Annotated in this window: 25 protein-coding genes (1 of these 25 only partly in view); 9 read left to right on the top strand and 16 right to left on the bottom strand. The window is 39.8% G+C overall.

The features are described 5' to 3' along the window. The first annotated feature begins 1 nt into the window (after position 1). Positions 2-820, top strand: a complete 819-nt coding sequence (panB, locus tag I597_RS05825; RefSeq protein WP_035327403.1) for a 3-methyl-2-oxobutanoate hydroxymethyltransferase — start codon at positions 2-4, stop codon at positions 818-820. A gap of 34 nt (positions 821-854) precedes the next feature. After that, positions 855-1,544: an RluA family pseudouridine synthase gene (locus I597_RS05820; RefSeq protein ID WP_035327401.1), complete on the top strand. Its 690-nt coding sequence runs from the start codon at positions 855-857 to the stop codon at positions 1,542-1,544. 7 nt (positions 1,545-1,551) lie between these two features. Here I597_RS05820 and I597_RS05815 read toward each other — a convergent pair whose 3' ends face one another. Further along, positions 1,552-2,412, bottom strand: coding sequence for a DMT family transporter (locus I597_RS05815; RefSeq protein WP_035327399.1), 861 nt, complete (start codon positions 2,410-2,412; stop codon positions 1,552-1,554). A gap of 44 nt (positions 2,413-2,456) precedes the next feature. After that, complete coding sequence (locus I597_RS05810; protein WP_035327397.1) at positions 2,457-4,019, bottom strand: hypothetical protein; 1,563 nt, start codon at positions 4,017-4,019, stop codon at positions 2,457-2,459. 118 nt (positions 4,020-4,137) lie between these two features. Between I597_RS05810 and I597_RS05805 the strand changes: the two genes are divergently transcribed. The 5 genes from I597_RS05805 (at position 4,138) to I597_RS05785 (ending at position 9,596) form a co-directional block, all read left to right on the top strand. Next, positions 4,138-5,310, top strand: a complete 1,173-nt coding sequence (locus I597_RS05805; RefSeq protein ID WP_081965043.1) for a 2-isopropylmalate synthase — start codon at positions 4,138-4,140, stop codon at positions 5,308-5,310. Positions 5,311-5,351: 41 nt separating this feature from the next. Next, the gene (gene leuC / locus I597_RS05800; RefSeq protein WP_035327395.1) at positions 5,352-6,737 is read left to right on the top strand and encodes a 3-isopropylmalate dehydratase large subunit; all 1,386 of its coding nucleotides are present in this window, start codon (positions 5,352-5,354) and stop codon (positions 6,735-6,737) included. After that, a complete protein-coding gene (gene leuD / locus I597_RS05795; protein ID WP_035327393.1) occupies positions 6,737-7,351 on the top strand; it encodes a 3-isopropylmalate dehydratase small subunit in 615 nt (204 codons plus the stop codon). Before leuC ends, leuD begins: the two co-directional genes overlap by 1 nt. Positions 7,352-7,428: 77 nt before the next feature. Further along, positions 7,429-8,544 (top strand): 3-isopropylmalate dehydrogenase, encoded by a 1,116-nt coding sequence (leuB, locus tag I597_RS05790; protein WP_035327391.1) that lies wholly within the window; start codon positions 7,429-7,431, stop codon positions 8,542-8,544. 164 nt (positions 8,545-8,708) lie between these two features. After that, positions 8,709-9,596: an outer membrane lipoprotein-sorting protein gene (locus I597_RS05785; RefSeq protein ID WP_236884378.1), complete on the top strand. Its 888-nt coding sequence runs from the start codon at positions 8,709-8,711 to the stop codon at positions 9,594-9,596. Between the two features lie 163 nt (positions 9,597-9,759). On the opposite strand, the gene I597_RS05780 is transcribed toward I597_RS05785, so the two are convergent. From I597_RS05780 to I597_RS05715, 13 genes are all read right to left on the bottom strand, one after another. Beyond that, complete coding sequence (locus tag I597_RS05780) at positions 9,760-10,041, bottom strand: DUF2188 domain-containing protein (protein ID WP_035327387.1); 282 nt, start codon at positions 10,039-10,041, stop codon at positions 9,760-9,762. 57 nt (positions 10,042-10,098) lie between these two features. Continuing rightward, positions 10,099-11,382: an argininosuccinate lyase gene (gene argH, locus I597_RS05775; protein ID WP_035327385.1), complete on the bottom strand. Its 1,284-nt coding sequence runs from the start codon at positions 11,380-11,382 to the stop codon at positions 10,099-10,101. Between the two features lie 54 nt (positions 11,383-11,436). Then, positions 11,437-12,507, bottom strand: a complete 1,071-nt coding sequence (locus I597_RS05770; protein ID WP_035327384.1) for a M20 family metallo-hydrolase — start codon at positions 12,505-12,507, stop codon at positions 11,437-11,439. Then, on the bottom strand, positions 12,498-13,283 hold the full coding sequence (gene argB / locus I597_RS05765; RefSeq protein WP_035327382.1) for an acetylglutamate kinase: 786 nt from the start codon (positions 13,281-13,283) through the stop codon (positions 12,498-12,500). Before argB ends, I597_RS05770 begins: the two co-directional genes overlap by 10 nt. After that, entirely contained in the window at positions 13,273-14,238 is a 966-nt protein-coding gene (locus I597_RS05760) for an N-acetylornithine carbamoyltransferase (protein ID WP_035327380.1), read from the bottom strand. The genes argB and I597_RS05760 overlap by 11 nt, the downstream gene beginning before the upstream one ends. After that, a complete protein-coding gene (locus tag I597_RS05755) occupies positions 14,235-15,359 on the bottom strand; it encodes an aspartate aminotransferase family protein (RefSeq protein WP_035327379.1) in 1,125 nt (374 codons plus the stop codon). The genes I597_RS05760 and I597_RS05755 overlap by 4 nt, the downstream gene beginning before the upstream one ends. Positions 15,360-15,377: 18 nt before the next feature. Next, entirely contained in the window at positions 15,378-16,166 is a 789-nt protein-coding gene (gene proC / locus I597_RS05750) for a pyrroline-5-carboxylate reductase (protein ID WP_035327378.1), read from the bottom strand. Between the two features lie 18 nt (positions 16,167-16,184). Then, positions 16,185-17,159 (bottom strand): N-acetyl-gamma-glutamyl-phosphate reductase, encoded by a 975-nt coding sequence (gene argC, locus I597_RS05745; protein ID WP_035327377.1) that lies wholly within the window; start codon positions 17,157-17,159, stop codon positions 16,185-16,187. Beyond that, complete coding sequence (gene argG, locus I597_RS05740; protein ID WP_035327375.1) at positions 17,156-18,337, bottom strand: argininosuccinate synthase; 1,182 nt, start codon at positions 18,335-18,337, stop codon at positions 17,156-17,158. The genes argC and argG overlap by 4 nt, the downstream gene beginning before the upstream one ends. Next, complete coding sequence (locus tag I597_RS05735) at positions 18,337-18,954, bottom strand: GNAT family N-acetyltransferase (RefSeq protein WP_035327373.1); 618 nt, start codon at positions 18,952-18,954, stop codon at positions 18,337-18,339. Before I597_RS05735 ends, argG begins: the two co-directional genes overlap by 1 nt. Positions 18,955-19,393: 439 nt before the next feature. Next, positions 19,394-20,959 carry a ribonuclease Y gene (rny, locus tag I597_RS05730; protein WP_035327372.1) on the bottom strand — a complete coding sequence of 522 codons (1,566 nt, stop codon included), beginning with the start codon at positions 20,957-20,959 and terminating at the stop codon, positions 19,394-19,396. Between the two features lie 302 nt (positions 20,960-21,261). Further along, positions 21,262-21,552, bottom strand: coding sequence for a cell division protein ZapA (locus I597_RS05720; RefSeq protein WP_035327370.1), 291 nt, complete (start codon positions 21,550-21,552; stop codon positions 21,262-21,264). A 6-nt stretch (positions 21,553-21,558) separates the two neighbouring features. Beyond that, the gene (locus tag I597_RS05715; RefSeq protein WP_035327369.1) at positions 21,559-21,849 is read right to left on the bottom strand and encodes a hypothetical protein; all 291 of its coding nucleotides are present in this window, start codon (positions 21,847-21,849) and stop codon (positions 21,559-21,561) included. A 297-nt stretch (positions 21,850-22,146) separates the two neighbouring features. Here I597_RS05715 and murQ point away from each other — a divergent pair, with 297 nt between their 5' ends. Beyond that, positions 22,147-22,962, top strand: coding sequence for an N-acetylmuramic acid 6-phosphate etherase (gene murQ, locus I597_RS05710; protein ID WP_035327367.1), 816 nt, complete (start codon positions 22,147-22,149; stop codon positions 22,960-22,962). Then, the gene (locus I597_RS05705; RefSeq protein ID WP_035327366.1) at positions 22,949-23,170 is read left to right on the top strand and encodes a DUF6095 family protein; all 222 of its coding nucleotides are present in this window, start codon (positions 22,949-22,951) and stop codon (positions 23,168-23,170) included. Before murQ ends, I597_RS05705 begins: the two co-directional genes overlap by 14 nt. Before the next feature lie 27 nt (positions 23,171-23,197). On the opposite strand, the gene I597_RS05700 is transcribed toward I597_RS05705, so the two are convergent. Further along, positions 23,198-23,571, bottom strand: partial view of a DinB family protein gene (locus I597_RS05700; RefSeq protein ID WP_035327364.1) — the 3' portion only. Its footprint extends 136 nt past the window's final position; only the last 374 of its 510 coding nucleotides appear in the window; its start codon lies off the right edge, out of view — the gene reads right to left on this strand; the stop codon is at positions 23,198-23,200.

Raw genomic sequence — 23,571 nt, 5'->3', positions numbered from 1 at the left:
AATGTCTACAGCCAAAAAAGAATACAAAAGAGTAACCGTAAAGTCTCTTACTGAGATGAAATCTCGAGGAGAGAAAATATCAATGCTCACAGCCTATGATTATACAATGGCTCAAATTGTAGACGGTGCGGGTATAGATGTGATTCTTGTAGGTGATAGCGCATCAAACGTAATGGCTGGCCACGAGACAACATTACCTATCACTCTAGACCAGATGATATACCACGCCTCTTCTGTTGTAAGAGCGGCAAACAGAGCGTTAGTAGTAGTTGATCTACCTTTTGGTAGTTATCAAAGTGATCCTAAAGAAGCGCTAAGATCTGCCATACGTATTATGAAAGAATCTGGAGGTCACTCTATAAAACTTGAAGGTGGTAAAGAAGTAAAAGAAAGCATAAAGCGTATCCTTAACGCAGGTATCCCGGTAATGGGTCACCTAGGACTTACACCACAAAGTATCTATAAATTTGGTACATATACAGTACGAGCTAAGGAAGAAGAAGAAGCTCAAAAACTTAAAGAAGATGCCCTTATGCTTCAAAAAGCTGGTTGTTTTGCTCTTGTACTAGAAAAAGTACCTGCAAAACTGGCTCAAGAAGTTGCAGAGAGCCTTACCATCCCCGTGATAGGTATAGGTGCTGGTGCTGGAGTAGATGGACAAGTACTTGTAACACACGATATGCTGGGTATGACTCACGAGTTCAACCCTCGATTTTTACGTCGTTATCTAGATATGCATACTGAGATGACCTCTGCTTTTGAGAAGTACAGTGCAGATGTAAAATCACAGGACTTCCCAAATGAAGATGAGCAGTATTAATAGTACGCTTTCGCGAAAGCGGTAACCACCCACAATGCACTCCACGCCAGAAAACCTCAACGTTATATATGAAGATAACCACATTATCGTGGTTAACAAACGTAGTGGTGATATTGTGCAAGGAGATAAAACGGGAGACTTGCCACTGAGCGAAGTTGTAAAAAAATACATTGCAGTAAAATATAATAAGCCAGGAGCGGTATATCTAGGTGTGGTACACAGACTAGACAGACCTACTTCTGGCATTGTTATTTTTGCCCGTACCAGCAAGGCGTTACCACGTCTTAACAAGATGTTTTCTGAGCGACAGACTAAAAAAACATACTGGGCACTTGTAAAAAATCCGCCTCCGGCAGAGAGTGGCACGCTTACACACTTTTTAAAGCGCAACCCAAAACAAAACAAAAGCTACGCTCACAAACACGAGGTGCCAGACAGTAAAAAGGCTATTCTAGATTACAGAGTGATTAAAAAGCTTAAGACATTTTATCTTCTTGAGATAGACCTACACACTGGGAGACATCACCAGATACGCGCCCAGCTTACAGCCATAGGTTGCCCTATAAAGGGAGATCTTAAATATGGTTTTGACCGCAGTAACGCTGATGGTAGTATAAGTTTGCTTTCGCGAAAGCTTACCCTCACCCACCCGGTAAAAAAGGAAGAAATGACCTTCATAGGCCAAGTTCCCGAAGGAGATGCTGTGTGGAAGGCTTGTAACTAGGGGCTTCCTACTTATTTCGCGACGCTCTTAAGCTCTCTACCACTACACTAAATAAAATAAGAGAACCTCCTAAAACGGTACGCCACCCAGGTATTTCGTTAAGAAAAATAATACCGAGAATGATTCCATAAATAGGTTGTACGCTTCCCATTAAACTAGCAGCCGTCACAGAAAACCTTTTAATACTAAAGAGAAACATCGTGTGTCCCAAAGCGGTTGTGATAAGGGCAAGCATCCCTATATAAGGAAGCTCTTTTACAAATCCTTCGACATCAAAAATAAAATAGGCTGGTATAAGCATAATGGCTATCACCAGCGTTTGATACCACATTACTACAGACCCGTTGTAAGAACCTATTTTTGTTTTTACCAAGAGGTTACGTATTGCAAAACATAATGCCGATAGCAAACCTATTAATATCGCAAGGAAGTAGTCGTTTTCTGTATCAAAAGAAGGCGCAAGAAAGTAAATACCTATCAAGACAAGTACCCCTAGTAGCAAGTGCATTTTTGAAAACTGTGTTTTTAAAAATACAGGCTCGAGTAAGCTTGTCATCACGGGATATGTGAATAATGACAGCATCCCTATCGCTACGTTAGACAATTGTAAGGAGTAGAAATAGGTAATCCAGTGTAGCCCCATAAAAACACCAGAAAGCGCAATTGCGAGTATATCCTTTCGCGCAAGCGTAAAAGAAAAACCTTTCCACTTTACAAATAATCCCAGTAGTAACATTGCAAGAAATGAGCGTATACCGATGGTTACGGCCGGAGGTAAATCAATGTATCTACCTAGTACTCCCGAGGTACTTACAAAAAGCATTGCTAGGTTAATTTCTAATATATGGCGGGTCGTATTATTTGGCATTAAATGGTGTTAGGGTAAATTATGGTGCTAGAAGAAAAAGGCAATTACCTTATTAATTTTTGTGCTTTTTCTTTAATCACATCTGCAACCGGTCTGTTTTCTATCTTACTCTCTAGCCAAGACAACACATCTAGATATAAGAAGGCTCTGCGCTCGTACGGATCGTCTTCATATTGTTTGAGTGTAGTGTGCAATTTTTTAAACTCGGCTTTAAGTTCGTGAGGATAGATATCTCCCAGATTGCGCACAAATTTAATCATCTCCTTTTGTACCTCGTGCATATCATCCATCTTAATAAGAAACTTATAGGTGCTTCTTAACAATGACTCAAGATGGTAATCTTTGCCAGCCTCATAATGAGCAATGAGATTAAGAATACGTGAGAAGCACATTAAATCTTCACGGCTCTTAAGGCTATGATTGTTTATGATTTTCTGGCAGTACTCAATACATTTTATGTTATCACCCGCCCCAAAATATAGGCTCGCCATCTTGTAATAAAAGATCATCACGTGATGCTCATCTATACGGTATTTAGGTGATTTTAATCCAGTGAGAACCTCCTTAACAAGGTTTTCACCATCTTTAAACTCGCCTATCATAAAGCGATGATTAAAGCGGTTACTGCTTGTATATAAAAACAGAAGCGTGTCTAGATTATCACCTTTAGGGAAATTAGGGTTTTCCTTTACAGTGGTGAGCTTCTCTAGCGCTTCTCTAAATTTTGACTCGTGTTTAAGGTAAAATAATGACTCTAGTAAATAATGTATCCCCTTGAGATAAAAAACAGGGTTCTGTTTTATCATTAAAGGATTCTCATCAAATAAGCGCACATAGCGGTCTGCATACTTATAACAAGAAAGAAAATCTTGAATAAGAAAACTGTACCAGAGATGCGCCTTATACAACCACATCTTTTCTCTAAAATTGAGCAAGTCGTAATCATAATTAGGCAAGTGACCATCAAAGTAATCTGTGAGCTCTTGCTTTTCTTTATCACTTTTTACATAGCCCGTTTTGAGCATAATGCTATAGAGTTGCAGCGACAGGTTAGATAACTTACTCGCCATAACGTTTTGCTCACTAAGGCTTTTTGCCTGGACAGCAAGCTCATCTGCACGGGTGGCTATACTTCTGGTGATATATTGGGTTTCTATAATTTTTTCTAACTCTACGATTTCATAAGCAACATTTTTCTCCTCATTTTCTAGTGCCATACTTTTAGCTTTATCTAGAATTTTAAGGCTTTGCTTATACAAGCCTTTTTGATATAGTATGGTTGCAAAATCTAGCTGCTCTCGTATTTGCACACGTATATTTTGATGTGCTGGTGTAAGCCGCAGGCTTATTAAAAGTTGTCTATAAAGGTGCGCTTTGAGGTTAGATAGTTGTGTTTTTGTAACAATACCAGACTTTAAGATGGCCTTCTCATCATAGGTTTTTTCTTTATCAAGAAATTCAAAAAGTTGCAAAAATTTTGCCTCGCTATTTCCCACTAGTCGGCCTACGTACAGCTTGAACTGTCGCTTTTCACTCTTAGATAATGACTTAATTAAAATAAATAAAGAATCATTATGATCATTAAGCGTTGTAATGATTTTTCTCATAACTAATTGAAATACAGTTATTTGATTATACTAAAATTAACCTTGATATCGTAAGACCTCTCATTTGAAAGATTCTTAAAGGATAAGCAAGGTATAAATTCGTGTAGAAATGAAAGCTATGCAAAACGACAAAGTTCAGATTTTTGATACGACTCTTCGTGATGGAGAGCAGGTACCTGGTTGTAAACTAGACAAAAAAGAAAAGCTCACCATAGCAGAGCGTCTCGATGTTTTAGGCGTGGATGTAATAGAAGCAGGTTTTCCTATTTCCTCTCCGGGAGATTTTAGCTCTGTAGAGGAGATTTCAAAACTCGTAAAAAACGCAACCGTATGTGGTCTCACTCGCGCAGTAGAGAAGGATATCGAGGTTGCCGCACAAGCTCTAAAATATGCCGTTAGACCTAGAATCCATACGGGTATAGGTACTAGCGAGTCACATATGAAGTATAAATTTAACGCCACTCCTGAGCAGATTATAGAACGCGCTGTAAAAGCAACCGCTTACGCGAAAAATTTTGTTGATGATGTAGAGTTTTATGCAGAAGATGCGGGTCGTACAGACAATGCATTTCTTGCAAAGGTGCTTGAGCGAGTCATCGCAGCGGGAGCAACCGTTCTTAATATTCCAGATACTACAGGTTATTGCTTACCTGAAGAGTATGGAGCAAAAATCAAATACTTACGTGAAAATGTGAAGGGTATAGAAAACGTTACTCTCTCTTGCCACTGTCACAATGATCTTGGTCTAGCCACGGCAAATAGTATTGCAGGTGTGATAAATGGAGCAAGACAGATAGAATGTACCATAAACGGGATAGGTGAGCGTGCTGGTAATACCTCTCTAGAAGAGGTAGTAATGATCCTTAAACAACACCCCACACTCAATCTTCATACAGATATAAATACCCAACTCCTTTTTGACACGAGCCGTATGGTAAGTGACAAGATGGGAATGGTCGTACAACCTAACAAGGCGATCGTAGGTGCAAATGCCTTTGCACACAGCTCAGGAATCCATCAAGACGGTATGATCAAAAATAGAGACACCTACGAGATTATGGACCCAAAAGATGTAGGAGTAAATGAGACATCTATCGTGCTTACAGCAAGAAGCGGTAGAGCAGCTCTTGCCTATAGATCAAAAAAAGTAGGTTACGAACTAACAAAAGTGCAACTAGATGCGGCTTACGAGCAGTTTCTTAATGTGGCAGATAGACAAAAGGAAGTAAAAGACAATGATATACATATGATTATGCAACACATACAGTGCAAAGCTGGAGCAGTCGCATAATTTAAAACAATACGCAAGTAATTTACAGAGCATAAATACTAATGGGAAAAACACTATTTGATAAAGTCTGGGATGCACACGTGGTAGACACTGTAGACAACGGACCCCAAATCTTATATATAGACAAGCACTTGATACACGAAGTGACCAGTCCGCAGGCTTTTAATGAGCTTGAGGAACGTGGCATTCCTGTAGCCCGTCCAGATCAAATAGTTGCCACGGCAGACCACAACACTCCAACAGAAAATCAGCATCTTCCTATCAAGGATGAGATGTCTCGCAAGCAATTACAACAACTCACAGAAAACTGTGAGAAACACAACATCACCCTCTATGGTCTAGGTCACAAGTACAATGGTATTGTACACGTGATGGCACCAGAGCTGGGTATCACACAACCAGGTATGACAATGGTTTGTGGAGACAGTCACACATCAACACACGGAGCTTTTGGCACTATTGCCTTTGGTATCGGGACGAGCCAGGTGGGACAAGTATTTGCAAGTCAAAGCCTGTTACTTAACAAGCCTAAAAGCTTACGCGTTTCTGTAAATGGAACTCTTGCACCACACGTTTCTCCTAAAGATGTGATTTTATATATTATCTCAAAAATAGGCACAAACGCTGGTACTGGTTACTTCTGTGAGTATGCGGGTAACGTTTTTGAGGAGATGAGTATGGAAGGCCGTATGACGGTTTGTAATATGAGTATCGAGATGGGCGCTCGTGGCGGTATGATTGCCCCAGATCAAACCACTTTTGATTATGTAGAAGGGCGCAAATTTGCTCCGCAGGGTGACGCTTTCGCGAAAGCGGTATCCTACTGGAAAACACTCCCTACAGACCAAGATGCCACTTTTGACAAAGAATATCACTTTGATGCCGAAGATATAGCTCCAATGCTCACCTACGGCACAAACCCAGGGATGGGAATAAAAATAAACGGCGCCATACCCGAGAAAGGCGATATGACCTTTGAGAAAGCGCTTGAGTATATGAACTTCAAAGGTGGAGCACAATTACTAGACACGCCTATTAATTATGTGTTTTTAGGAAGTTGTACAAACTCAAGAATAGAAGATTTTAGAATAGCCGCATCATACGTGCGCGGAAAACATAAAGCTGCAAATGTGAACGCCTGGCTAGTACCTGGCTCACAACAAGTAGCAAAGCAACTCGAAGAAGAGGGGCTTAAAGAGGTGTTTGAAGAGGCTGGGTTTGCCTTACGGCAGCCTGGCTGTTCAGCCTGTCTTGCGATGAATGATGATAAAATTCCCGCTGGAGAGTACTGTGTTTCTACCTCAAATAGAAATTTTGAAGGCCGCCAAGGTCAAGGTGCGAGAACAATACTCGCTTCTCCCCTTGTAGCTGCCGCAACTGCCATTGCAGGAAAAATAGTAGACGTCACAAAAGAAGCTGTAGCCTAATGGAAAAATTTACAAAACTCATAAGCACAGCGGTACCACTACCTATAGAAAATATAGATACAGACCAGATTATCCCTGCGCGCTTCTTGAAAGCGACAGATAAGAAAGGATTTGGTGATAACGTCTTTAGAGACTGGCGCTTTACAAAAGATGGAACGCTGGATGCAGATTTTCCTATTAATAAACCACAATATGCAGGTGCAAAAATTCTGGTAGCTGGAGATAACTTTGGTTGTGGGTCTAGCCGTGAGCACGCTGCTTGGGCCATTGTAGGCTATGGGTTTAAAGTGGTCATTTCAAGTTTTTTTGCAGATATTTTTAAAGGTAATGCACTTAACAACGGCTTGCTTCCTATACAGGTGACGCCGGAGTATCTTAAGGAATTACTAGCAGGTATAGAAGCAAACCCTGAGCTACCTATCACTATAGACCTAGAAAATCAGGTGGTTGAGATGGCTGGAGTTTATGCTGAGCAAGGTCGAAGTACGAAAGCGGAATTTGACATAGACCCCTACAAGAAGGTATGTATGATTAATGGATATGACGACATTGATTTTTTACTAAGTAAAAAGGCCGAAATAGAAGCCTTTGAAAAAGAACGAATGGTGTTTTAAAAGAGCACAATATATAAATGGTTACCAGATCCTCGCCTACTAAGGCGGGGATTTAGTACATAATTCAAACACACACTATGGATTTTAATATTGCAATCATACCTGGAGACGGGATAGGACCAGAAGTTACTGCTCAAGCAAAAAAAGCCCTAGAGGCAGTAGCAGACGAATACGGACATCACTTTACATATACAGAAGCAATGATGGGAGCTTGTGCCATAGACGCGACGGGCAACCCGCTTCCTGAGGAAACACTAGACATTTGTGAGGCATCTGATGCTATACTGTTTGGAGCCATTGGTGATCCCAAATATGACAATGACCCAACGGCAAAAGTTCGTCCAGAGCAAGGCCTTTTGAGACTTCGCAAGTCACTAGGACTCTTTTGTAATGTACGCCCTGTGAAGGCTTACGAGCAACTTATTGATAATTCACCTCTTAAAAGAGAGATCATTTCTGGAGCAGATATGTCTATCTATCGCGAACTCACAGGTGGTATCTATTTTGGTGAGAAACACCTTAGTGATGATGGTCAAGTAGCCTCAGACGGTTGCTCATATTCTGTAAAAGAAATAACAAGAATGGCACATCTAGCCTTTAAAGAGGCTCAAAACAGAAGAAAAAAATTGACGCTCGTAGATAAAGCAAACGTGCTAGAAACATCAAGGCTGTGGAGAAAAACAGTAACTGAGATAGCAAAAGGATATCCAGATGTAGCGGTAGATTTTCTCTTTGTAGACAATGCAGCGATGCAAATGATTTTAAACCCAAAGCAGTTTGATGTGATTTTGACAGAAAACTTGTTTGGTGATATTATTTCTGATGAGGCAAGTGTGATAGGAGGTTCTATAGGACTTCTAGCTTCTGCCTCTGTAGGTACAGAAAATGCACTTTTTGAGCCTATACACGGCTCTTACCCACAAGCTACTGGCAAGGGAATTGCAAATCCGCTGGCTTCGATTTTATCTGCAGCGATGTTGTTGAGACATCTCGGGCTTCAAGACGAGGCTGCTAGTATAGAAACCGCTGTAGAAAAATCATTAGAACTAGGTTTTACAACAGAAGATCTCAAACCAGAAAACCCATTAAGCACTTCAAAAGTTGGCGACTTTATTGCAGACTATATCTTAAACCCAGAAGACACAAACCGTAATTTTAAAAACATTCACGCAGGACAAAGCACGATTATTTAATAAGACTTTAATTGTAAGAGTTACGCTTTCGCGAAAGCGTAATTCCACTCTTATTTCATCTCTATGATGTTTTAGCATTTATTTAATACACTGCTATGTAAGTTAGAAGAATAGAAATAGACCAAACTTGCTTTACTAACCAACATATTTTAAAGATGAAGAAAATGATTCTCGCATTAGGTATTGCAATACTTGCCTGTGTGTCTTGCCAAGAAACAAAAACTAAAACCACGACAACATCTAACGAGGTAGCTATAAACCCAGATCTTGCTGTAAAGCCAGACTCGTGGATTGATAAACGTGTAGGTGAAGCACAAGCTAGACTTAATAAAACAGATGCCGGAAAAATAGTATGGCAAGCGATGGAAGCACACGGCGGACTGGATACTTATTTTAAAAATGGACCGCTTTCTTTTCATTTTGACTATAAACCTGAAGATGGGAGCACACGTCGTAACACTTATCAAACCATTGACACTTGGAGCAATAAGGCACGTCATCAACACGTAGGGGATCGCTCTCAAGAGTTTGGGTGGACAGGTGAGAAAGCTTGGAAAAAAGTTAAGGACTCTACCGCTTTTCCTTTTGATATGCGCTTCTGGGCACTTACCCCTTACTACTTTCTAACACAACCGTTTATCCTAGATGGTGAAGGTGTTAATCTTGAAAAACTTGCAGATAAAACTCATAACAACACCACTTATGACGCTATTAAAGTAACTTTTGAAGCAGGAACGGGAGATGCTCCAGATGATTACTATGTACTCTATTTTGGGAAAGATAATCACAAACTAGCGGTAATACGCTACATTGTTTCTTACCCTAAATACTTTGCAGATGGTGGTCACTTACCAGAAAAGTTAATGACTGTAGAGGGAACAACTACGGTAGACGGTATAGAGTTTGCCACAGGATATAAAACCCACTGGCTCACCGAAGACGAAAAAGCTGGCGAGCATATCACAACTATTGATGTCTCTGATATTAGATTTAAAAAAGATGTCGAAAACAGCTATTTTGATATTCCTGAAAATGCAGTTTTGATAGAATAGAGATATTGTTCTACTCATTAAAAACTTTAAATCCCATCAATAGATTGATGGGATTTTTTTATTCTCTTATCATTTGCTTTACCTACCGCGAGTTTTGCATCGCTTCATTACAAAATGCAAGCATAGATGGTTCTAAGGTTGATTTGTATAAAAAACAGCTATTCTAGTCATAGCTTATACGCTCGCGTATGCCACCACCTGCACGATGTATAATCACATCTGCCTTTCGTTTACGTGCAATACTCTTTGCTTTACGTATGGCAGTGCTCTGCTTTTGATGCTTTGAAGTGATACGCTTGTTACCCTCGCGCCTTACAGCCCAGTCCCCTTCATAGGGCACTACGTGCTGATGCCAAGTACGTTTTCTACTTGCCTTGCGAGAGTTTTCATATACGTTTTCTACTATTTCTAGTAATGAACGCAAAAAGGTTTTAATGCTACTCATAGTGCGAAGATACTATTTTACACAAGCTCATTATGTGTCTTAAGTCTTCCATACTCATTAAGATACCGCCTTGTCAAATTTGGCTTGTATCTTATCTAGACCTAGGTTATGTATACTTCCTAAGTGTGAGTGCTCCTTTGTATTTCCTGCTTTAAAAGAACCATTTTCTACCTGCTCCCCTATTTGCTTATATGCTTCTCTAAAAGGTATGCCAGCGGTTACAAGATCATTTATTGCATCTACTGTAAAGAGGTATTGATACTTCTCATCATCTAGATTAACATCCTTCACTTTTACTTGAGCAATAGAAAACTCAAAAATATCTAGCACTACTTTAAGATCCTCTACAGACTTGATAGCATTTTCTTTAAGTAACTGGTAGTCTCTATGATAACCACTTGGTAAATTATTAGTAATCATAATCATTTCTTGTGGGATGGCTTGTAACTGATTGCACTTGCCACGGAGCAATTCAAAAACATCTGGATTCTTTTTGTGCGGCATTATACTACTACCCGTAGTAAGCGCATCTGGAAATTTAATGAACCCAAAATTTTGAGAGCAGTACAAACATATATCCATTGCAAAACGACTTAACGTATTTGCAATATTTGCTACAGCTTGAGTTACTGTACGCTCAGACTTCCCTCTTGAGAGTTGAGCTGCAATTACATTGTATTTTAAATCGGCAAATTGAAGTTGCTTGGTAGTCATCTCTCTATCAATAGTAAAACTAGAGCCATATCCAGCTGCACTCCCCAGCGGATTTTGATCTACCACCTTCTGTGCTGCTTTGAGTAAGTAGAGATCATCTATAAGCAACTCTGCATAAGCAGAAAACCAAAGCCCAAATGATGACGGCATCGCCACTTGAAGGTGTGTATATCCAGGTAGCAAGGTGTTTTTATGAGTCTCTGCAAGTTTGAGAAGTGTGTCAAACAACTTCTCTACGCCTTCGGTTATTTGAGACAATTCTGCTTTAAAATAAAGGTTTAACGCCACAAGAACTTGGTCATTACGAGATCTCGCTGTGTGTATTTTTTTCCCCGTATCTCCTAATGCTTTTACAAGATCACTTTCTATCTTAGAGTGTACATCTTCAAAATCTGCTTCTATAACAAATGTTCCTTCCTGCTCTTGCTTGAGCATAAGGTCTAATTGCTTATTTAACTGCTCGCTTTCTTCTTTTGTAAGTAAGCCAACAGATGCGAGCATTGCTGCGTGTGCCTTGCTGGCTAGCAAATCATACTTAGCAATATGGATATCAATCTCACGATCATTCCCCACCGTAAATGCTTCTATTTTTTGATCTGTTGGTATTCCTTTTTCCCAAAGTTTCATAAGTATCTTATTAGTGGGTTATGCTGTTCACACTATTGCAACAACCCATATTATTTATGCTGTTAAAAATTTTTCTAAGAGCTCGATATATAGTGCTATGCCCTCCTCTATCTCGTGTATATAGACAAACTCATCTGCCATATGAGAGCGAGTACTGTCGCCTATACCTAGCTTTAAAGAGGGACAACTCAAGCAGGATTGATCAGACAAGGTAGGTGAACCATAGGTTTCTCTGCCTAGCGTTATTCCTGCTTGTACGAGCTTGTGCTCTTTTGGGATACGCGAACTATTAAGTCGCAATGACCTAGGCTGTATCGAGTTACACGGCACATTTGCTACCATATAATCGGCGATTTCTTGGTTGCTGTAATGTTCATTAACTCTCACATCTATGACGAGCTCTACCTGGCTGGGCACTACATTATGTTGACTACCCGCATTAATTTGTGTTACTGTAACCTTAGTGGCACCCAGCGTCTCAGACACTTTATCAAAAGTTATATTCTCAAACCACTGCAAGGTTTCTATTACATTATAAATAGCCATATTCTCCTTTATGTGAGCTGCGTGACCTGCCGTTCCTTTTACTACGGCGTCAAAAACCACCAAACCTTTTTCGGCAATGGCGAGGTTCATAAGTGTAGGCTCGCCTACAATGGCAACATCTATCTCAGGCAGATGCGCAAGCATACTATTAAGACCATTTGGACCACTTGACTCTTCTTCGGCAGAAGCTACAATTACAATATTATGAGACAAATCCTCACGCTCATAAAAATGTACAAACGCAGTAAGCAATCCTACAAGACTTGCACCTGCATCGTTACTTCCTAGACCGTATAATTTACCGTCCTTAATTTCGGCATTATAAGGATCTCTTGTGTATCCTTTATTTGGCTTAACCGTATCGTGGTGAGAGTTGAGAAGCAATAACGGTTTTGATGCGTCATAATGTTTATTAAATGCGTAGATGTTGTTACGCTTTCGCGAAAGCGTAATCCCCTTCTCCTCTAACCAGTTTACTATAAGTAAAGCTGTGCCATCTTCTTCGCTAGAAAAACTTTGTGTCTCAATGAGTGATTGCAGCAATGCTACGGCACTATCTATTTGGATATTTAAAGACATAGTGTCGTGTGTTTTATAGTGTTATCACTCAGTACATCAACCTCGCCCAGATGCACTCTCATAACGCCTTGATCTAGTGCCTCAAAGGCAGTATCTAGTTTAGGAATCATCCCTTCAAATATTTGGCCGGCTGTTTTCATCTCTTTATAAAGCCCTTTATCTATGCGCGTTACTATCGATTCATCATTATTTACATCTTCAAGGACACCTGGTTTTGTAAAACAATAAAACAACTGAACGTTATAGAGAGAGCTCATTGCTACCCCAATTTTGGCAGCGAGTGTATCTGCATTGGTGTTGAGTAATTGCCCATTACCATCGTGCGTAATTGCAGAAAATACAGGTACTTTACCGTCAGAAAGGAGGTCATTTATAAAACTCACATTCACGCTGTCTATATCTCCTACAAAGCCATAATCTACCGTTTTCACTTCACGTTTATGTGCTCTCACGGCATCACCATCTGCTCCAGAAAGTCCTAAGGTGTTCTTACCTTTTGCCTGCAGGCCTGCGACAAGTTTCTTATTGAGAAGTCCCGCATACACCATTGTCACAACCTCTAGCGTCGCCTCGTCTGTCACCCTTCTTCCGTCTACTTTTACTGGAACATAACCGAGCTGCTCTTGTAAAGTAGATGCTTTATTTCCTCCACCGTGTATGATAATAGCTGGACCAGAAATTGCCTTAAAATGCGTGTAAAATGAGGTGAGTAGCTCATCATAATCTACAATGTCTCCACCTATTTTTACTATGGTAAGTTGCTGTTTATTTATCATTGTCGAGTATGTTTTTAAGCACCCATTGTGCAGCCCACGTTCTATTACCAGCTTGCTGGATTACTGCGCTTGACTCGGTGTCTAGCACATCATCTGCAATGACAACGTTACGACGCACAGGTAGGCAATGCATAACTTTGGCTTGATTGGTTCCCTTAAGTTTTTCGGCATTAATCATCCAGTTACTGTCTTGCGATTGCACCTTACCATAATCTTCATAGCTGCTCCAGTTTTTTACATAAATGATATCGGCATTTGCAAAGGCTTCTTTCTGGTTATGAATCACAGGTACTTCTCCACGTATTTCTGGATTGAGATCATAACCCTCCGGATTAGTAATTGTGAAATTTACATTTGCCTTTTGCATAGTCTGGACAAATGAGTTTGCAACTGCGTGCGGCAAGGCTTTAGGATGTGGCGCCCAGCTCAACACGACATTAGGCTTTTTATTTACTGCACATAGACTTTCGGTGAGTTCGTAAATCGTGATTGCATCTGTAAAGCCTTGTAGCGGGTGCGCCGTACTGCTTTCTAGATTTACAACCGGCACACTCCCATATTGCATAAATGCAGAAAGTACAACCTCTAGCTCATCTTGACTTTTATCTACCAGCCCTGGAAAAGCTCTCACGGCAAGTACATCACAATATTGCGATAACACCTGCGCAGCCTCTTTAATGTGCTCTGCTTTTGTGCCATCCATCACAGTACCATCTTCAAACTCTAGTTGCCAGCTATCACTGTTTACATTGAGTGTCATCGTCTCCATTCCAAGGTTTTTGGCAGCCTTTTCTGTGCTTAATCTTGTACGTAAGCTTGAGTTAAAAAAAAGAAGACCTAAGGTTTTTTGTTTTCCCGCTTTCGCGAAAGCGTACGGATACTCCTTCATATACAGCGCTTCTTTAATCGCCATTTCTAAATTAGTGATATCATTTATAGATATATAGTTCTTCATAACTCTTTGTGTAATGCTTCAAATAGTAAATCTATCTGTGGTTTTTGAATCGTAAGTGGTGGAAGTATTCTGAGCACGTGTTTGTTTTTTGCTCCTCCCGTAAAAATGTGATACTCGTAGATGAGCTTTTTGCGCAATGCTCCTACATCGTAGCCTAAGTCTAGCCCTAGCATTAGACCGCGACCTTTTACAGTCACCCGATTGCCAAATGGAAGTGCTTTCTCCCTAAAGTAGGTTTCTATTTCCTTTGCGTGTGCCATTAACTGCTCCTTCTCAATCACTTCGAGAACTGCAAGTGTAGCAGCGCAAGCAAGATGATTACCGCCAAAGGTCGTTCCCAGCATCCCATAACGCGCCTCAATAGAGTGATGCACTAGCACACCGCCCACGGGGAAACCGTTACCCATTCCTTTTGCGATGGTGATAATATCTGGAGTGATATTATATTTCTGAAAAGCAAAAAACTCTCCAGATCTACCAAAACCAGACTGCACCTCGTCTGCAATGAGTTTTACATCATACTTTTTACAAAGCACGGCAACATCTTGATAAAACACCTCTGTAGATTGATCTAAACCTCCTACACCTTGTATAAATTCTAAAATCACAGCGCAGCAATCTCCTTTTTGTAAAGTTTCCTCTAGTTGCTCCGTATTACCTAGGTCGAGTATTGACACTTGGTGTTGTGCATTTATAGGCGCAACGATGCTAGGATTATCGGTAGCTGCTACGGCGGCAGATGTTCTCCCGTGAAAGCTGTTTTTAAACGCTACCACGCGACTTTTACCTGTGTCAAATGACGCTAGTTTTAATCCGTTCTCATTTGCCTCTGCTCCTGAATTACAGAAAAACAAATCATAATCATCACAACCAGAAAGCGCTCCTAACTTCTGAGCAACCTCCACCTGCAGCGGATTTTGAACTGCGTTAGAATAAAAGCCAATGGCATCCATCTGCGTTTTTAATTTCTCTATATAATGAGGATGCCCGTGACCTATAGAGATCACTGCGTGACCACCATATAAATCAAGATACTCTTGACCACTTTGATCATACACATAGCATCCCTCTACCTTAACAGGAGTAACATCATAAAGTGGATATACATCAAATAATTTCATACTCTATATTTTTAAGCACTATGAGATGCTATTAATTTTTTGATAACTAGCCACAATTCCTTTTATGAGAGAAGAGCTTAAACCTGAATGTTCCATCTCATTGAGACCTTCTATGGTGCAGCCTTTTGGCGTAGTCACTTTATCAATTTCGGCTTCTGGGTGATTACCAGATTTAATAACCAAAGTGGCAGCTCCTAGACAGGTTTGCATAGCAAGTTCTTGCGCTTCTTTTGCGTCAAAACCTAACTGTATAGCTCCCTGCGTAGTTGCTCTTATCAATCGCATCCAGAAAGCAATACCACTCGCACAGATTACCGTAGCAGCTTGCATCTGTCCTCCTGGGATAATAAGACTTGTGCCTAGTTTATTAAAAATGGCTTCGGCTATGGCAATACGCTTTTCCCCTGCCGTGTTGCTACATAAACAGGTCATACTTTGACCTACGGCAATAGCAGTGTTAGGCATTGCACGTATAATAAATTGATCGTCTCCTACAATTTCAGCGATTTGCGGCACTTTAAAACCAGTTATCGTAGAAATAATAATGTGTTTCTCTGTAAGTAATTCTTTAATCTCTTCAAGTATACCTGCAAAATGACCTGGTTGTACTGCAAAAATGAGAATGTCACTTTTTACAACAGCCTCACGATTATCACTCGTAGTTGTTACTTCCTTGTACGCATCCCATTTTTCGATACTAGAAATATCTCTTTTAGTAAGATATAAGCTAGTTACTGCATTATTTGTGATGAGTCCTTTTGCGATGGCAAGACCTAAATTCCCCGTTCCTATGATTGCTATTTTCATATGTCTATATCTTAACTATTAGAAATAACTTGCCTTGAGTTGGAGCCCAGTATCTTGAGCCCACCCAAACATTAGATTCATATTTTCTACAGCTTGACCACTTGCTCCTTTTAATAGATTATCAATCACACTGGTAATCAATAATTTATTGCCGTGTTTTTCTAAGTGTATGAAACAGTAGTTTGTATTTACCACTTGTTTGAGGTGTAAAGGTGCTTTTACCGCTTTCGCGAAAGCGGAATCCTTATAAAACTCCTCATAAAGCGCATATGCTTCTTCAATCGTACCTTCAAAATTTGTATAGGCAGTAGCAAAAATCCCTCTAGAAAAATTACCACGCTGCGGGATAAAATGAAGTTCGCTATCGAAACCTTCTTGCAACTGCACCACAGACTCTCCTATCTCCCCAAGATGCTGATGATTAAAAGCCTTGTAGTGTGAGAAGTTATTATCTCTCCACCCAAAGTGCGTAGTAGCACTAGGTTTTACTCCCGCTCCCGTAGCACCTGTAACGGCATTAATATGCACATCTTGGCTGAGTAAAGAAGCGCTCGCCAGCGGTAATAATGCCAGCTGAATAGCAGTGGCAAAGCAGCCAGGGTTTGCAATGTTTTGCGCATTTTTAATTTCCTCTTTATTGATTTCTGGCAAGCCATATACAAATGTTCTATCCTTAAAAGTGACATCACTTTTAAGTCTAAACTCATTGCTTAAATCAATAATCTTCGTACTTGAAGAAAAACTATATTGCTCGATAAATTTACCCGAGTTACCGTGACCTAGACATAAAAAAACTACATCTACCTTTGTGTTTACATCACTTGTAAAAGCCAGATCTACATAAGCAAGGTCTTGATGCACCACGCCTACTGCATTACCAGCATTAGTTGTACTGTATATAAAATCTATCTCAATTTGTGGGTGATGAATAAGTAGTCTAATGAGCTCCCCAGCAGTATAACCTGCACCACCAATGATTCCTATTTTTTTCATCTGTCTTGGTTTGCTATGATTCTAGACTGGTTACCTAATATTTTTATAAACCCTTTTGCTTCGGCGGCGGTCCAGCCTTGGTTTTCTTCTCCGTAGCTGGCTACCTTAGATTGCATAAGGTCATAATCTGATGTGATGCCTACCACCTCAAATCTATATGGATGTAATACCACTTCTACCTCGCCAGTGACTGTATTCTGGCTGCTTTGTAAAAAAGCTTCAAAGTCTCTCATTACTGGCTCTAGGTATAAGCCCTCGTGTAAATGAGTACCATACCACAACGCGATGTTTTCTTTGTGCTGTAATTGCCATTTTGAAAGCGTGTGCTTCTCAAGAGTACGATGCGCTTCTAATATGATAACAGGAGCTGCAGCTTCAAAACCTACTCTTCCTTTTATACCAATAATGGTGTCTCCCACGTGCATCCCGCGACCTATGGCATACTTGCTTGCGATGTCTTCTAGTTGCTCTATAATCTCTACTGGTGAACCTTTCTGTCCATTAAGCGACGTTGGTTCTCCATTTGTAAATCCAATCTTTAAAGTGTGAGAATCGCTAGCCACTAGCTGACTAGGATATGCATCCTCAGGTAGTGTTTGATGTGAGGTTAGGGTTTGTGCACCTCCTACACTTGTACCCCACAAACCTTGATTTATAGAATACTGTGCCTTCTCCCAAGACCAAGAAATACCGTGACTCTGTAGGTAATCGATTTCTTGCTTTCGCGAAAGCGTTTGATCTCTTATAGGGGTAATTATTTCTAACTCTGGCACAATGGTTTGGAACGTCATATCAAAACGCACTTGATCGTTACCCGCACCCGTACTACCGTGAGCAATAGCATCTGCGTTTTGAGCTTTGGCAAATTTTGCAATCTCTATGGCTTGCACGATACGCTCTGCACTTACAGAAAGTGGGTAACTGTTGTTCTTAAGTACATTACCAAAAATGAGATACTTTACCACCGTATCATAAAAGGTAGCTATGGCATCTATGTTTGTATATGATGTTGCTCCCAGTGCAAGAGCCTTCTCTTTATTTTTTTCGATTTCTTGATCTGTAAATCCACCTGTATTGACACTTACAGCGTGTACTTCATACCCCATTTCGGCAGTGAAATATTTTACACAATAGCTTGTATCGAGTCCTCCTGAGTATGCTAAGATTAATTTTTTCATTACTTATTTTTTTTAAGGAATAGCTTTTCCTTTATTTGTTTTAGCCTGTTAAAAACAGGCGCCTTTACAGTATTTTTTTCTGTGGATTTTGATTCTTTTGATGGATCATAGAGCATCCCTGTGCATAAGCACATCTTTTGCTCTGTACGTGTGAGCACGTCAAAGTTCTTGCAGGTCTGGCAACCTTTCCAGAAGCTTTCATCTGTTGTGAGTTCAGAAAATGTGACGGGTTTATAACCTAGGTCACTATTAATCTTCATCACGGCAAGACCCGTAGTGATTCCGAAGATTTTTGCCTCTGGATAACGCTTTCGCGAAAGCGTAAATATCTCTCCTTTAATTTTTTTGGCAAGTCCCTGTCCTCTGAAGTCCGGGTGTACAATAAGTCCAGAGTTTGCTATAAATTTTTCGTGTCCCCAAGCTTCTATATAACAGAAGCCCGCAAAAACGTCTCCCTCTAAAGCAATGACAGCATTACCTGCTTCCATCTTTGAGATGACATATTCTGGAGTTCTACGAGCGATTCCTGTACCACGTACCTTAGATGATTCTGCGATGGTATCACAGATAATCTGAGCATATGGTGTATGCGAAATCGTGGCTACAACAATTTGCATAGCGATGATTTAAGTTAAAATGTATATTGAAAATGTGACGGTTCCTTTTGTGGAAAACGGGATAGGACTCACCTACCATCCCTCATTAATGAGCTACCCTTACGGGCGGCGGCGGAAGCGTCGTACAGGAACAGGAAGTAATTGCATAGCAGGTCTTGCAGCAAGAAGTGCTGTAAGGCTATTTGAGATATGTGCAATTATTCTATTCATACTAATGGCTCAAAGGTAGCAACTTATTTGAGCTAGCAATGCACTTTTAGAATTAATTATATAAAAACTACCTTTTTTATATAATTAAATAAGATGTTTAGACTTTGCTACAGGAATCTTAATTAATGGGTTTTAGATTGTGAAATACTCAACGTAAGGGGTTTAAAACAAAAGAGGCTAGCGCATAATGCGCTAGCCTCTTTATAAAAATAATAACTAAATCTTACAGTTACTTTGCAATATTGACCGCTCTGGTCTCTCGTATTACGGTAACTTTTACTTGACCTGGGTAGGTCATATCTGTTTGAATTTTCTGAGAAATTTCAAAAGATAGTGATGAAGCTTTATCATCATTAACCTTCTCACTCTCTACAATAACACGAAGTTCACGTCCTGCTTGAATAGCATAAGCCTTCTTCACACCTTGGAATCCAAAAGCTATTTCCTCAAGATCTTTGAGACGTTGTATGTATGAATCTAATACTTGACGGCGTGCGCCTGGTCTCGCTCCACTTATAGCATCACAAACCTGTACAATAGGAGAAAGTAAACTTGTCATCTCAATCTCATCGTGGTGAGCACCTATGGCGTTACACACGTCTGGCTTCTCTCCATACTTCTCTGCCCATTGCATTCCTAAGATTGCGTGTGGTGTTTCTGTCTCTGTATCTGGCACTTTACCTATATCGTGTAAAAGTCCAGCTCTACGAGCAAGTTTGGCATTTACGCCTAACTCTGCTGCCATCACACTACAAAGTTTTGCAACTTCTCTACTGTGTTGTAGTAGGTTTTGACCATAAGAAGAACGGTACTTCATACGCCCTACCGCTTTAATAAGCTCTGGGTGTAAACCGTGTATTCCTAAGTCGATTACTGTGCGCTTTCCTACTTCTACAATCTCTTGCTCAATTTGTCTCGTTGTTTTCTGTACAACTTCTTCAATTCTTGCTGGGTGTATACGACCATCTGTTACAAGTTTGTGTAATGATAAACGAGCTACCTCACGACGCACACTGTCAAAACAAGAAAGTATAATTGCCTCTGGAGTATCATCTACAATAATCTCAACACCCGTTGCTGCTTCTATAGCACGTATGTTACGACCCTCTCTACCTATAATTCTACCTTTTACATCGTCACTTTCTAAGTTAAAAACAGATACACAGTTTTCTACTGCTTCCTCTGTTCCTATGCGTTGTATGGTGTTAATGATAATCTTTTTGGCTTCTTGCTCTGCGGTCATTTTTGCCTCTTCGATAGAAGTTTGCACGTGCTTCATAGCATCTGCCTTGGCTTGGTCCTTCAGAGTAGTTACAAGTTGACTTTTTGCTTCTTCGGCAGAAAGTCCTGATATTACCTCAAGTTGCTGCACCGTACTCTGGTGCATTTTTTCAGCTTCGGCCTTTTTCTTATCAACGTATTCTAAGCGCTTATCATAATCTTTAATTCTATCTTCAAGAGATTGATTTAATTTTTTATTTCGCGAAAGCTCACCACTTACTTGAGATTCTTTGTCACGAGTGCGCTTCTCTGCATCGTTCATTTTTTTATCTCTTCCTAGGATTACTTTTTCGTGCTCTGCTTTAAGCTCGATAAATTTTTCTTTGGCTTGAAGTATTTTATCTTTTTTGATAGACTCGCCCTCAGACTTAGCTTCTTTTAAGATGCCCTGAGCACTTTTCTTTGCGCGTTTAATGATTTGTGATGCATTGTTACGTTCTAACATTTTTGCAATAAGGAATCCTAATGCAAGAGCAATCACACCTACTATAAACAAGAGTGCGTTATGTTCCATAATTTTGACTTAATATTATAATGCCTTTACAGGCGCTACTGATGGTTGATTGTTAAGGTTTTTAAAAACCTCACTACCTCGCGATGAGATATAAAAAAAGCCCACATTGATAGTGCATTTCGTATAAACTCCTAATAGTAAGGATTAGAGCTATAAAGCTGATCAAGGTTCCGTCTACCTAGAACAAGTCTAGTAACGGCGTGCTTTTACAACTTAGAGTCACTCTTTATAAAAAATAACTGTTGAGTTTATCAAAATAATAATCAATGCAGGCAGTAATATGCTGTTGTATGTAAAGAACGTTATGACAAACTATCATCAAGGAGGTCTGCCAGCTTTTGTAATCTAGCCGCAGTTTCCTCACTTAGAGAGTCTTCACTTATAGTTTTTTGGGTAACCTGAGATGCAAATTGAAGTGCACACATTGCGAGTACATCCTGTTTATCTCTAACGGCATAGCTTTGCTCAAATTGCTTGACCATTGCCTCAATCTCTTTTGTTGCTTTACGCAATCCCTCTTCTTGAGAAGGATGAATCGTGAGTGGGTACACACGATCTGCTATAGACAACTTGATTTTGAGCTTGTCTGCCATAATTTATTATTCTGCAAGCGATGCAATACAAGCATCTATCTCACGCACTAAAGAGTTTATCTTTAGTTTGGTTTCCCTTTTATAATCGTTACTGCCTAGTAATGCATTTGCGGTTTTGAGAGTCTTTATCTTCTGCTCACGATTTTCTAACACCTCTTTTAGTTTTAGATTTTCTTGTTGCAATGCGGTAAGTTCTGTTTCCAGTTCTACCCGCGTTTGCTTCACATCTTTGTATTGTTTCAACAAAGCAGCGATTTTGTACTCAAGAGAATCTACAACTTCAGAAAGACTACTCATAAAACATCTGCATTTCTACGTAACACAAAGTTAACATTTGAAAAATAGCCGTGCAATGGATAGTCGTTAAAATTTAAAAGTCACAATTTGCGATAGTAAATCAATACTTTTTTAATGATAAATTTTCTTTTTAACGCTTTCGCGAAAGCGTAATCATTCCCCATATTATGCTAATAACAATTATCAAGATTATATACTAGTCGTATAAAACTCTTAGTAAAATGGATAAGCATAAACTTAATAACAAATGTTCTTGTGGGGCATAATACCTATTTTTGTAAAAACCATTTACCAACTGTGACTTTTACAAAAACAACCGAAACGGATTCTCGCTACGACAATTTAGAACATATGAGCACCTCAGAGTTGCTCATTAATATCAATACAGAAGATAAAACGGTACCGCTTGCTGTTGAAAAAGCGCTGCCTCAAATTGAAAAACTTATAGAAGCGATTGTTCTCAAAATGAAAAAAGGAGGACGCCTTTTTTATATGGGAGCAGGCACTAGCGGAAGACTAGGCGTAGTAGACGCCAGCGAGTGTCCACCTACATTTGGTGTAAGCAAAGATCTAGTAGTAGGAATAATTGCGGGTGGTGACAAAGCTATAAGAGATGCTGTCGAGTTTGCCGAAGATAGCATAAATCAAGGATGGAATGACCTTAAGGCACACAATGTAACAAGCGACGATGTGGTAATAGGTATTGCCGCATCTGGCACAACACCTTACGTAATAGCCGCTCTTGAGGCGTGTAATGCAAATGCTATTACAACAGGTTGTATCACTTGCAATGCTGGGAGTCCTCTTGCACAAACGGCTCTTTATCCTATAGAAGTAGTTGTAGGACCCGAGTTTGTAACAGGCAGTTCACGTATGAAAGCAGGTACAGCACAAAAACTTGTGCTGAATATGATCTCAACAGCTTCGATGATTAAAATGGGACACGTTAAAGGAAATAAGATGGTAGATATGCAGCTTAGCAATGATAAGCTAGTAGATCGCGGCACAAAAATGATTGCAAACCACTTGAAAATAGAATACAACGAGGCCAATAAATTACTAATAGCACACGGGAGCGTGCGCAAAGCGATAGACAACTATGCACACAAATAAAGAAAAATTACTGAAAGGTGTTAAGCTTATGGGCGGCACATTATTACTTCTCATTACAGCTCCTATTGTTCTCAACTCTTCCTTTAAGAATCAAGACCATCCTATGTTTATACCTGTATTAGGCATAGGTATAGTTCTTCTTGTTGCGGCGATTTATTTTGGTTTCAAAGGAATACGCACTCTTATGGGAGCACTCTTTAATGATTAGTTACCAAAGTCACAATCTATAAACTTATTATATACCCTCTCTTTTTGGTACTGGCGTAGAAGGATTGTAACCAAATCCAGGAATTTCTATCTCTACATTTAACGATTGCATCATATAACTTATAATAGCATAGTGATGCGTTGCGTGTGTATTTGCTTGAGCTAGTATACTCTCTAGTGTATACATAATAGTCTCCTTGCCTTCTCCTAGATTATCTGTTACCTTAAGTAGGTAATCTGTATTTACTCCTATAAAAGACACTAGCTGCGTCTGTATAGCGTTTATCTTTTCTTTTGCTGCAACAGGATTTGTTGAAATTACTTCATCCCTCTTGCGGGCAGTAAGATCGATGTTATTTGATTGGAGACCCTCTATAATACAATCAAAAAAATCTAGCGCGT

It is taken from the genome of Dokdonia donghaensis DSW-1 (genome assembly GCF_001653755.1).
Classification (GTDB): Bacteria; Bacteroidota; Bacteroidia; order Flavobacteriales; family Flavobacteriaceae; genus Dokdonia; species Dokdonia donghaensis.
The sequence above is the reverse complement of the archived record's forward strand: the minus strand, read 5'-3'. Positions and strand labels throughout refer to the sequence as shown.

What these genes read in the sequence shown, in the direction of transcription:
- panB (WP_035327403.1), top strand. Translation starts at nt 2, where the DNA reads ATGTCTACAGCCAAAAAAGAATACAAAAGAGTAACCGTAAAGTCTCTT.
- I597_RS05820 (WP_035327401.1), top strand. Translation starts at nt 855, where the DNA reads ATGCACTCCACGCCAGAAAACCTCAACGTTATATATGAAGATAACCAC.
- I597_RS05815 (WP_035327399.1), bottom strand. Translation starts at nt 2,412, where the DNA reads ATGCCAAATAATACGACCCGCCATATATTAGAAATTAACCTAGCAATG.
- I597_RS05810 (WP_035327397.1), bottom strand. Translation starts at nt 4,019, where the DNA reads ATGAGAAAAATCATTACAACGCTTAATGATCATAATGATTCTTTATTT.
- I597_RS05805 (WP_081965043.1), top strand. Translation starts at nt 4,138, where the DNA reads ATGCAAAACGACAAAGTTCAGATTTTTGATACGACTCTTCGTGATGGA.
- leuC (WP_035327395.1), top strand. Translation starts at nt 5,352, where the DNA reads ATGGGAAAAACACTATTTGATAAAGTCTGGGATGCACACGTGGTAGAC.
- leuD (WP_035327393.1), top strand. Translation starts at nt 6,737, where the DNA reads ATGGAAAAATTTACAAAACTCATAAGCACAGCGGTACCACTACCTATA.
- leuB (WP_035327391.1), top strand. Translation starts at nt 7,429, where the DNA reads ATGGATTTTAATATTGCAATCATACCTGGAGACGGGATAGGACCAGAA.
- I597_RS05785 (WP_236884378.1), top strand. Translation starts at nt 8,709, where the DNA reads ATGATTCTCGCATTAGGTATTGCAATACTTGCCTGTGTGTCTTGCCAA.
- I597_RS05780 (WP_035327387.1), bottom strand. Translation starts at nt 10,041, where the DNA reads ATGAGTAGCATTAAAACCTTTTTGCGTTCATTACTAGAAATAGTAGAA.
- argH (WP_035327385.1), bottom strand. Translation starts at nt 11,382, where the DNA reads ATGAAACTTTGGGAAAAAGGAATACCAACAGATCAAAAAATAGAAGCA.
- I597_RS05770 (WP_035327384.1), bottom strand. Translation starts at nt 12,507, where the DNA reads ATGTCTTTAAATATCCAAATAGATAGTGCCGTAGCATTGCTGCAATCA.
- argB (WP_035327382.1), bottom strand. Translation starts at nt 13,283, where the DNA reads ATGATAAATAAACAGCAACTTACCATAGTAAAAATAGGTGGAGACATT.
- I597_RS05760 (WP_035327380.1), bottom strand. Translation starts at nt 14,238, where the DNA reads ATGAAGAACTATATATCTATAAATGATATCACTAATTTAGAAATGGCG.
- I597_RS05755 (WP_035327379.1), bottom strand. Translation starts at nt 15,359, where the DNA reads ATGAAATTATTTGATGTATATCCACTTTATGATGTTACTCCTGTTAAG.
- proC (WP_035327378.1), bottom strand. Translation starts at nt 16,166, where the DNA reads ATGAAAATAGCAATCATAGGAACGGGGAATTTAGGTCTTGCCATCGCA.
- argC (WP_035327377.1), bottom strand. Translation starts at nt 17,159, where the DNA reads ATGAAAAAAATAGGAATCATTGGTGGTGCAGGTTATACTGCTGGGGAG.
- argG (WP_035327375.1), bottom strand. Translation starts at nt 18,337, where the DNA reads ATGAAAAAATTAATCTTAGCATACTCAGGAGGACTCGATACAAGCTAT.
- I597_RS05735 (WP_035327373.1), bottom strand. Translation starts at nt 18,954, where the DNA reads ATGCAAATTGTTGTAGCCACGATTTCGCATACACCATATGCTCAGATT.
- rny (WP_035327372.1), bottom strand. Translation starts at nt 20,959, where the DNA reads ATGGAACATAACGCACTCTTGTTTATAGTAGGTGTGATTGCTCTTGCA.
- I597_RS05720 (WP_035327370.1), bottom strand. Translation starts at nt 21,552, where the DNA reads ATGGCAGACAAGCTCAAAATCAAGTTGTCTATAGCAGATCGTGTGTAC.
- I597_RS05715 (WP_035327369.1), bottom strand. Translation starts at nt 21,849, where the DNA reads ATGAGTAGTCTTTCTGAAGTTGTAGATTCTCTTGAGTACAAAATCGCT.
- I597_RS05705 (WP_035327366.1), top strand. Translation starts at nt 22,949, where the DNA reads ATGCACACAAATAAAGAAAAATTACTGAAAGGTGTTAAGCTTATGGGC.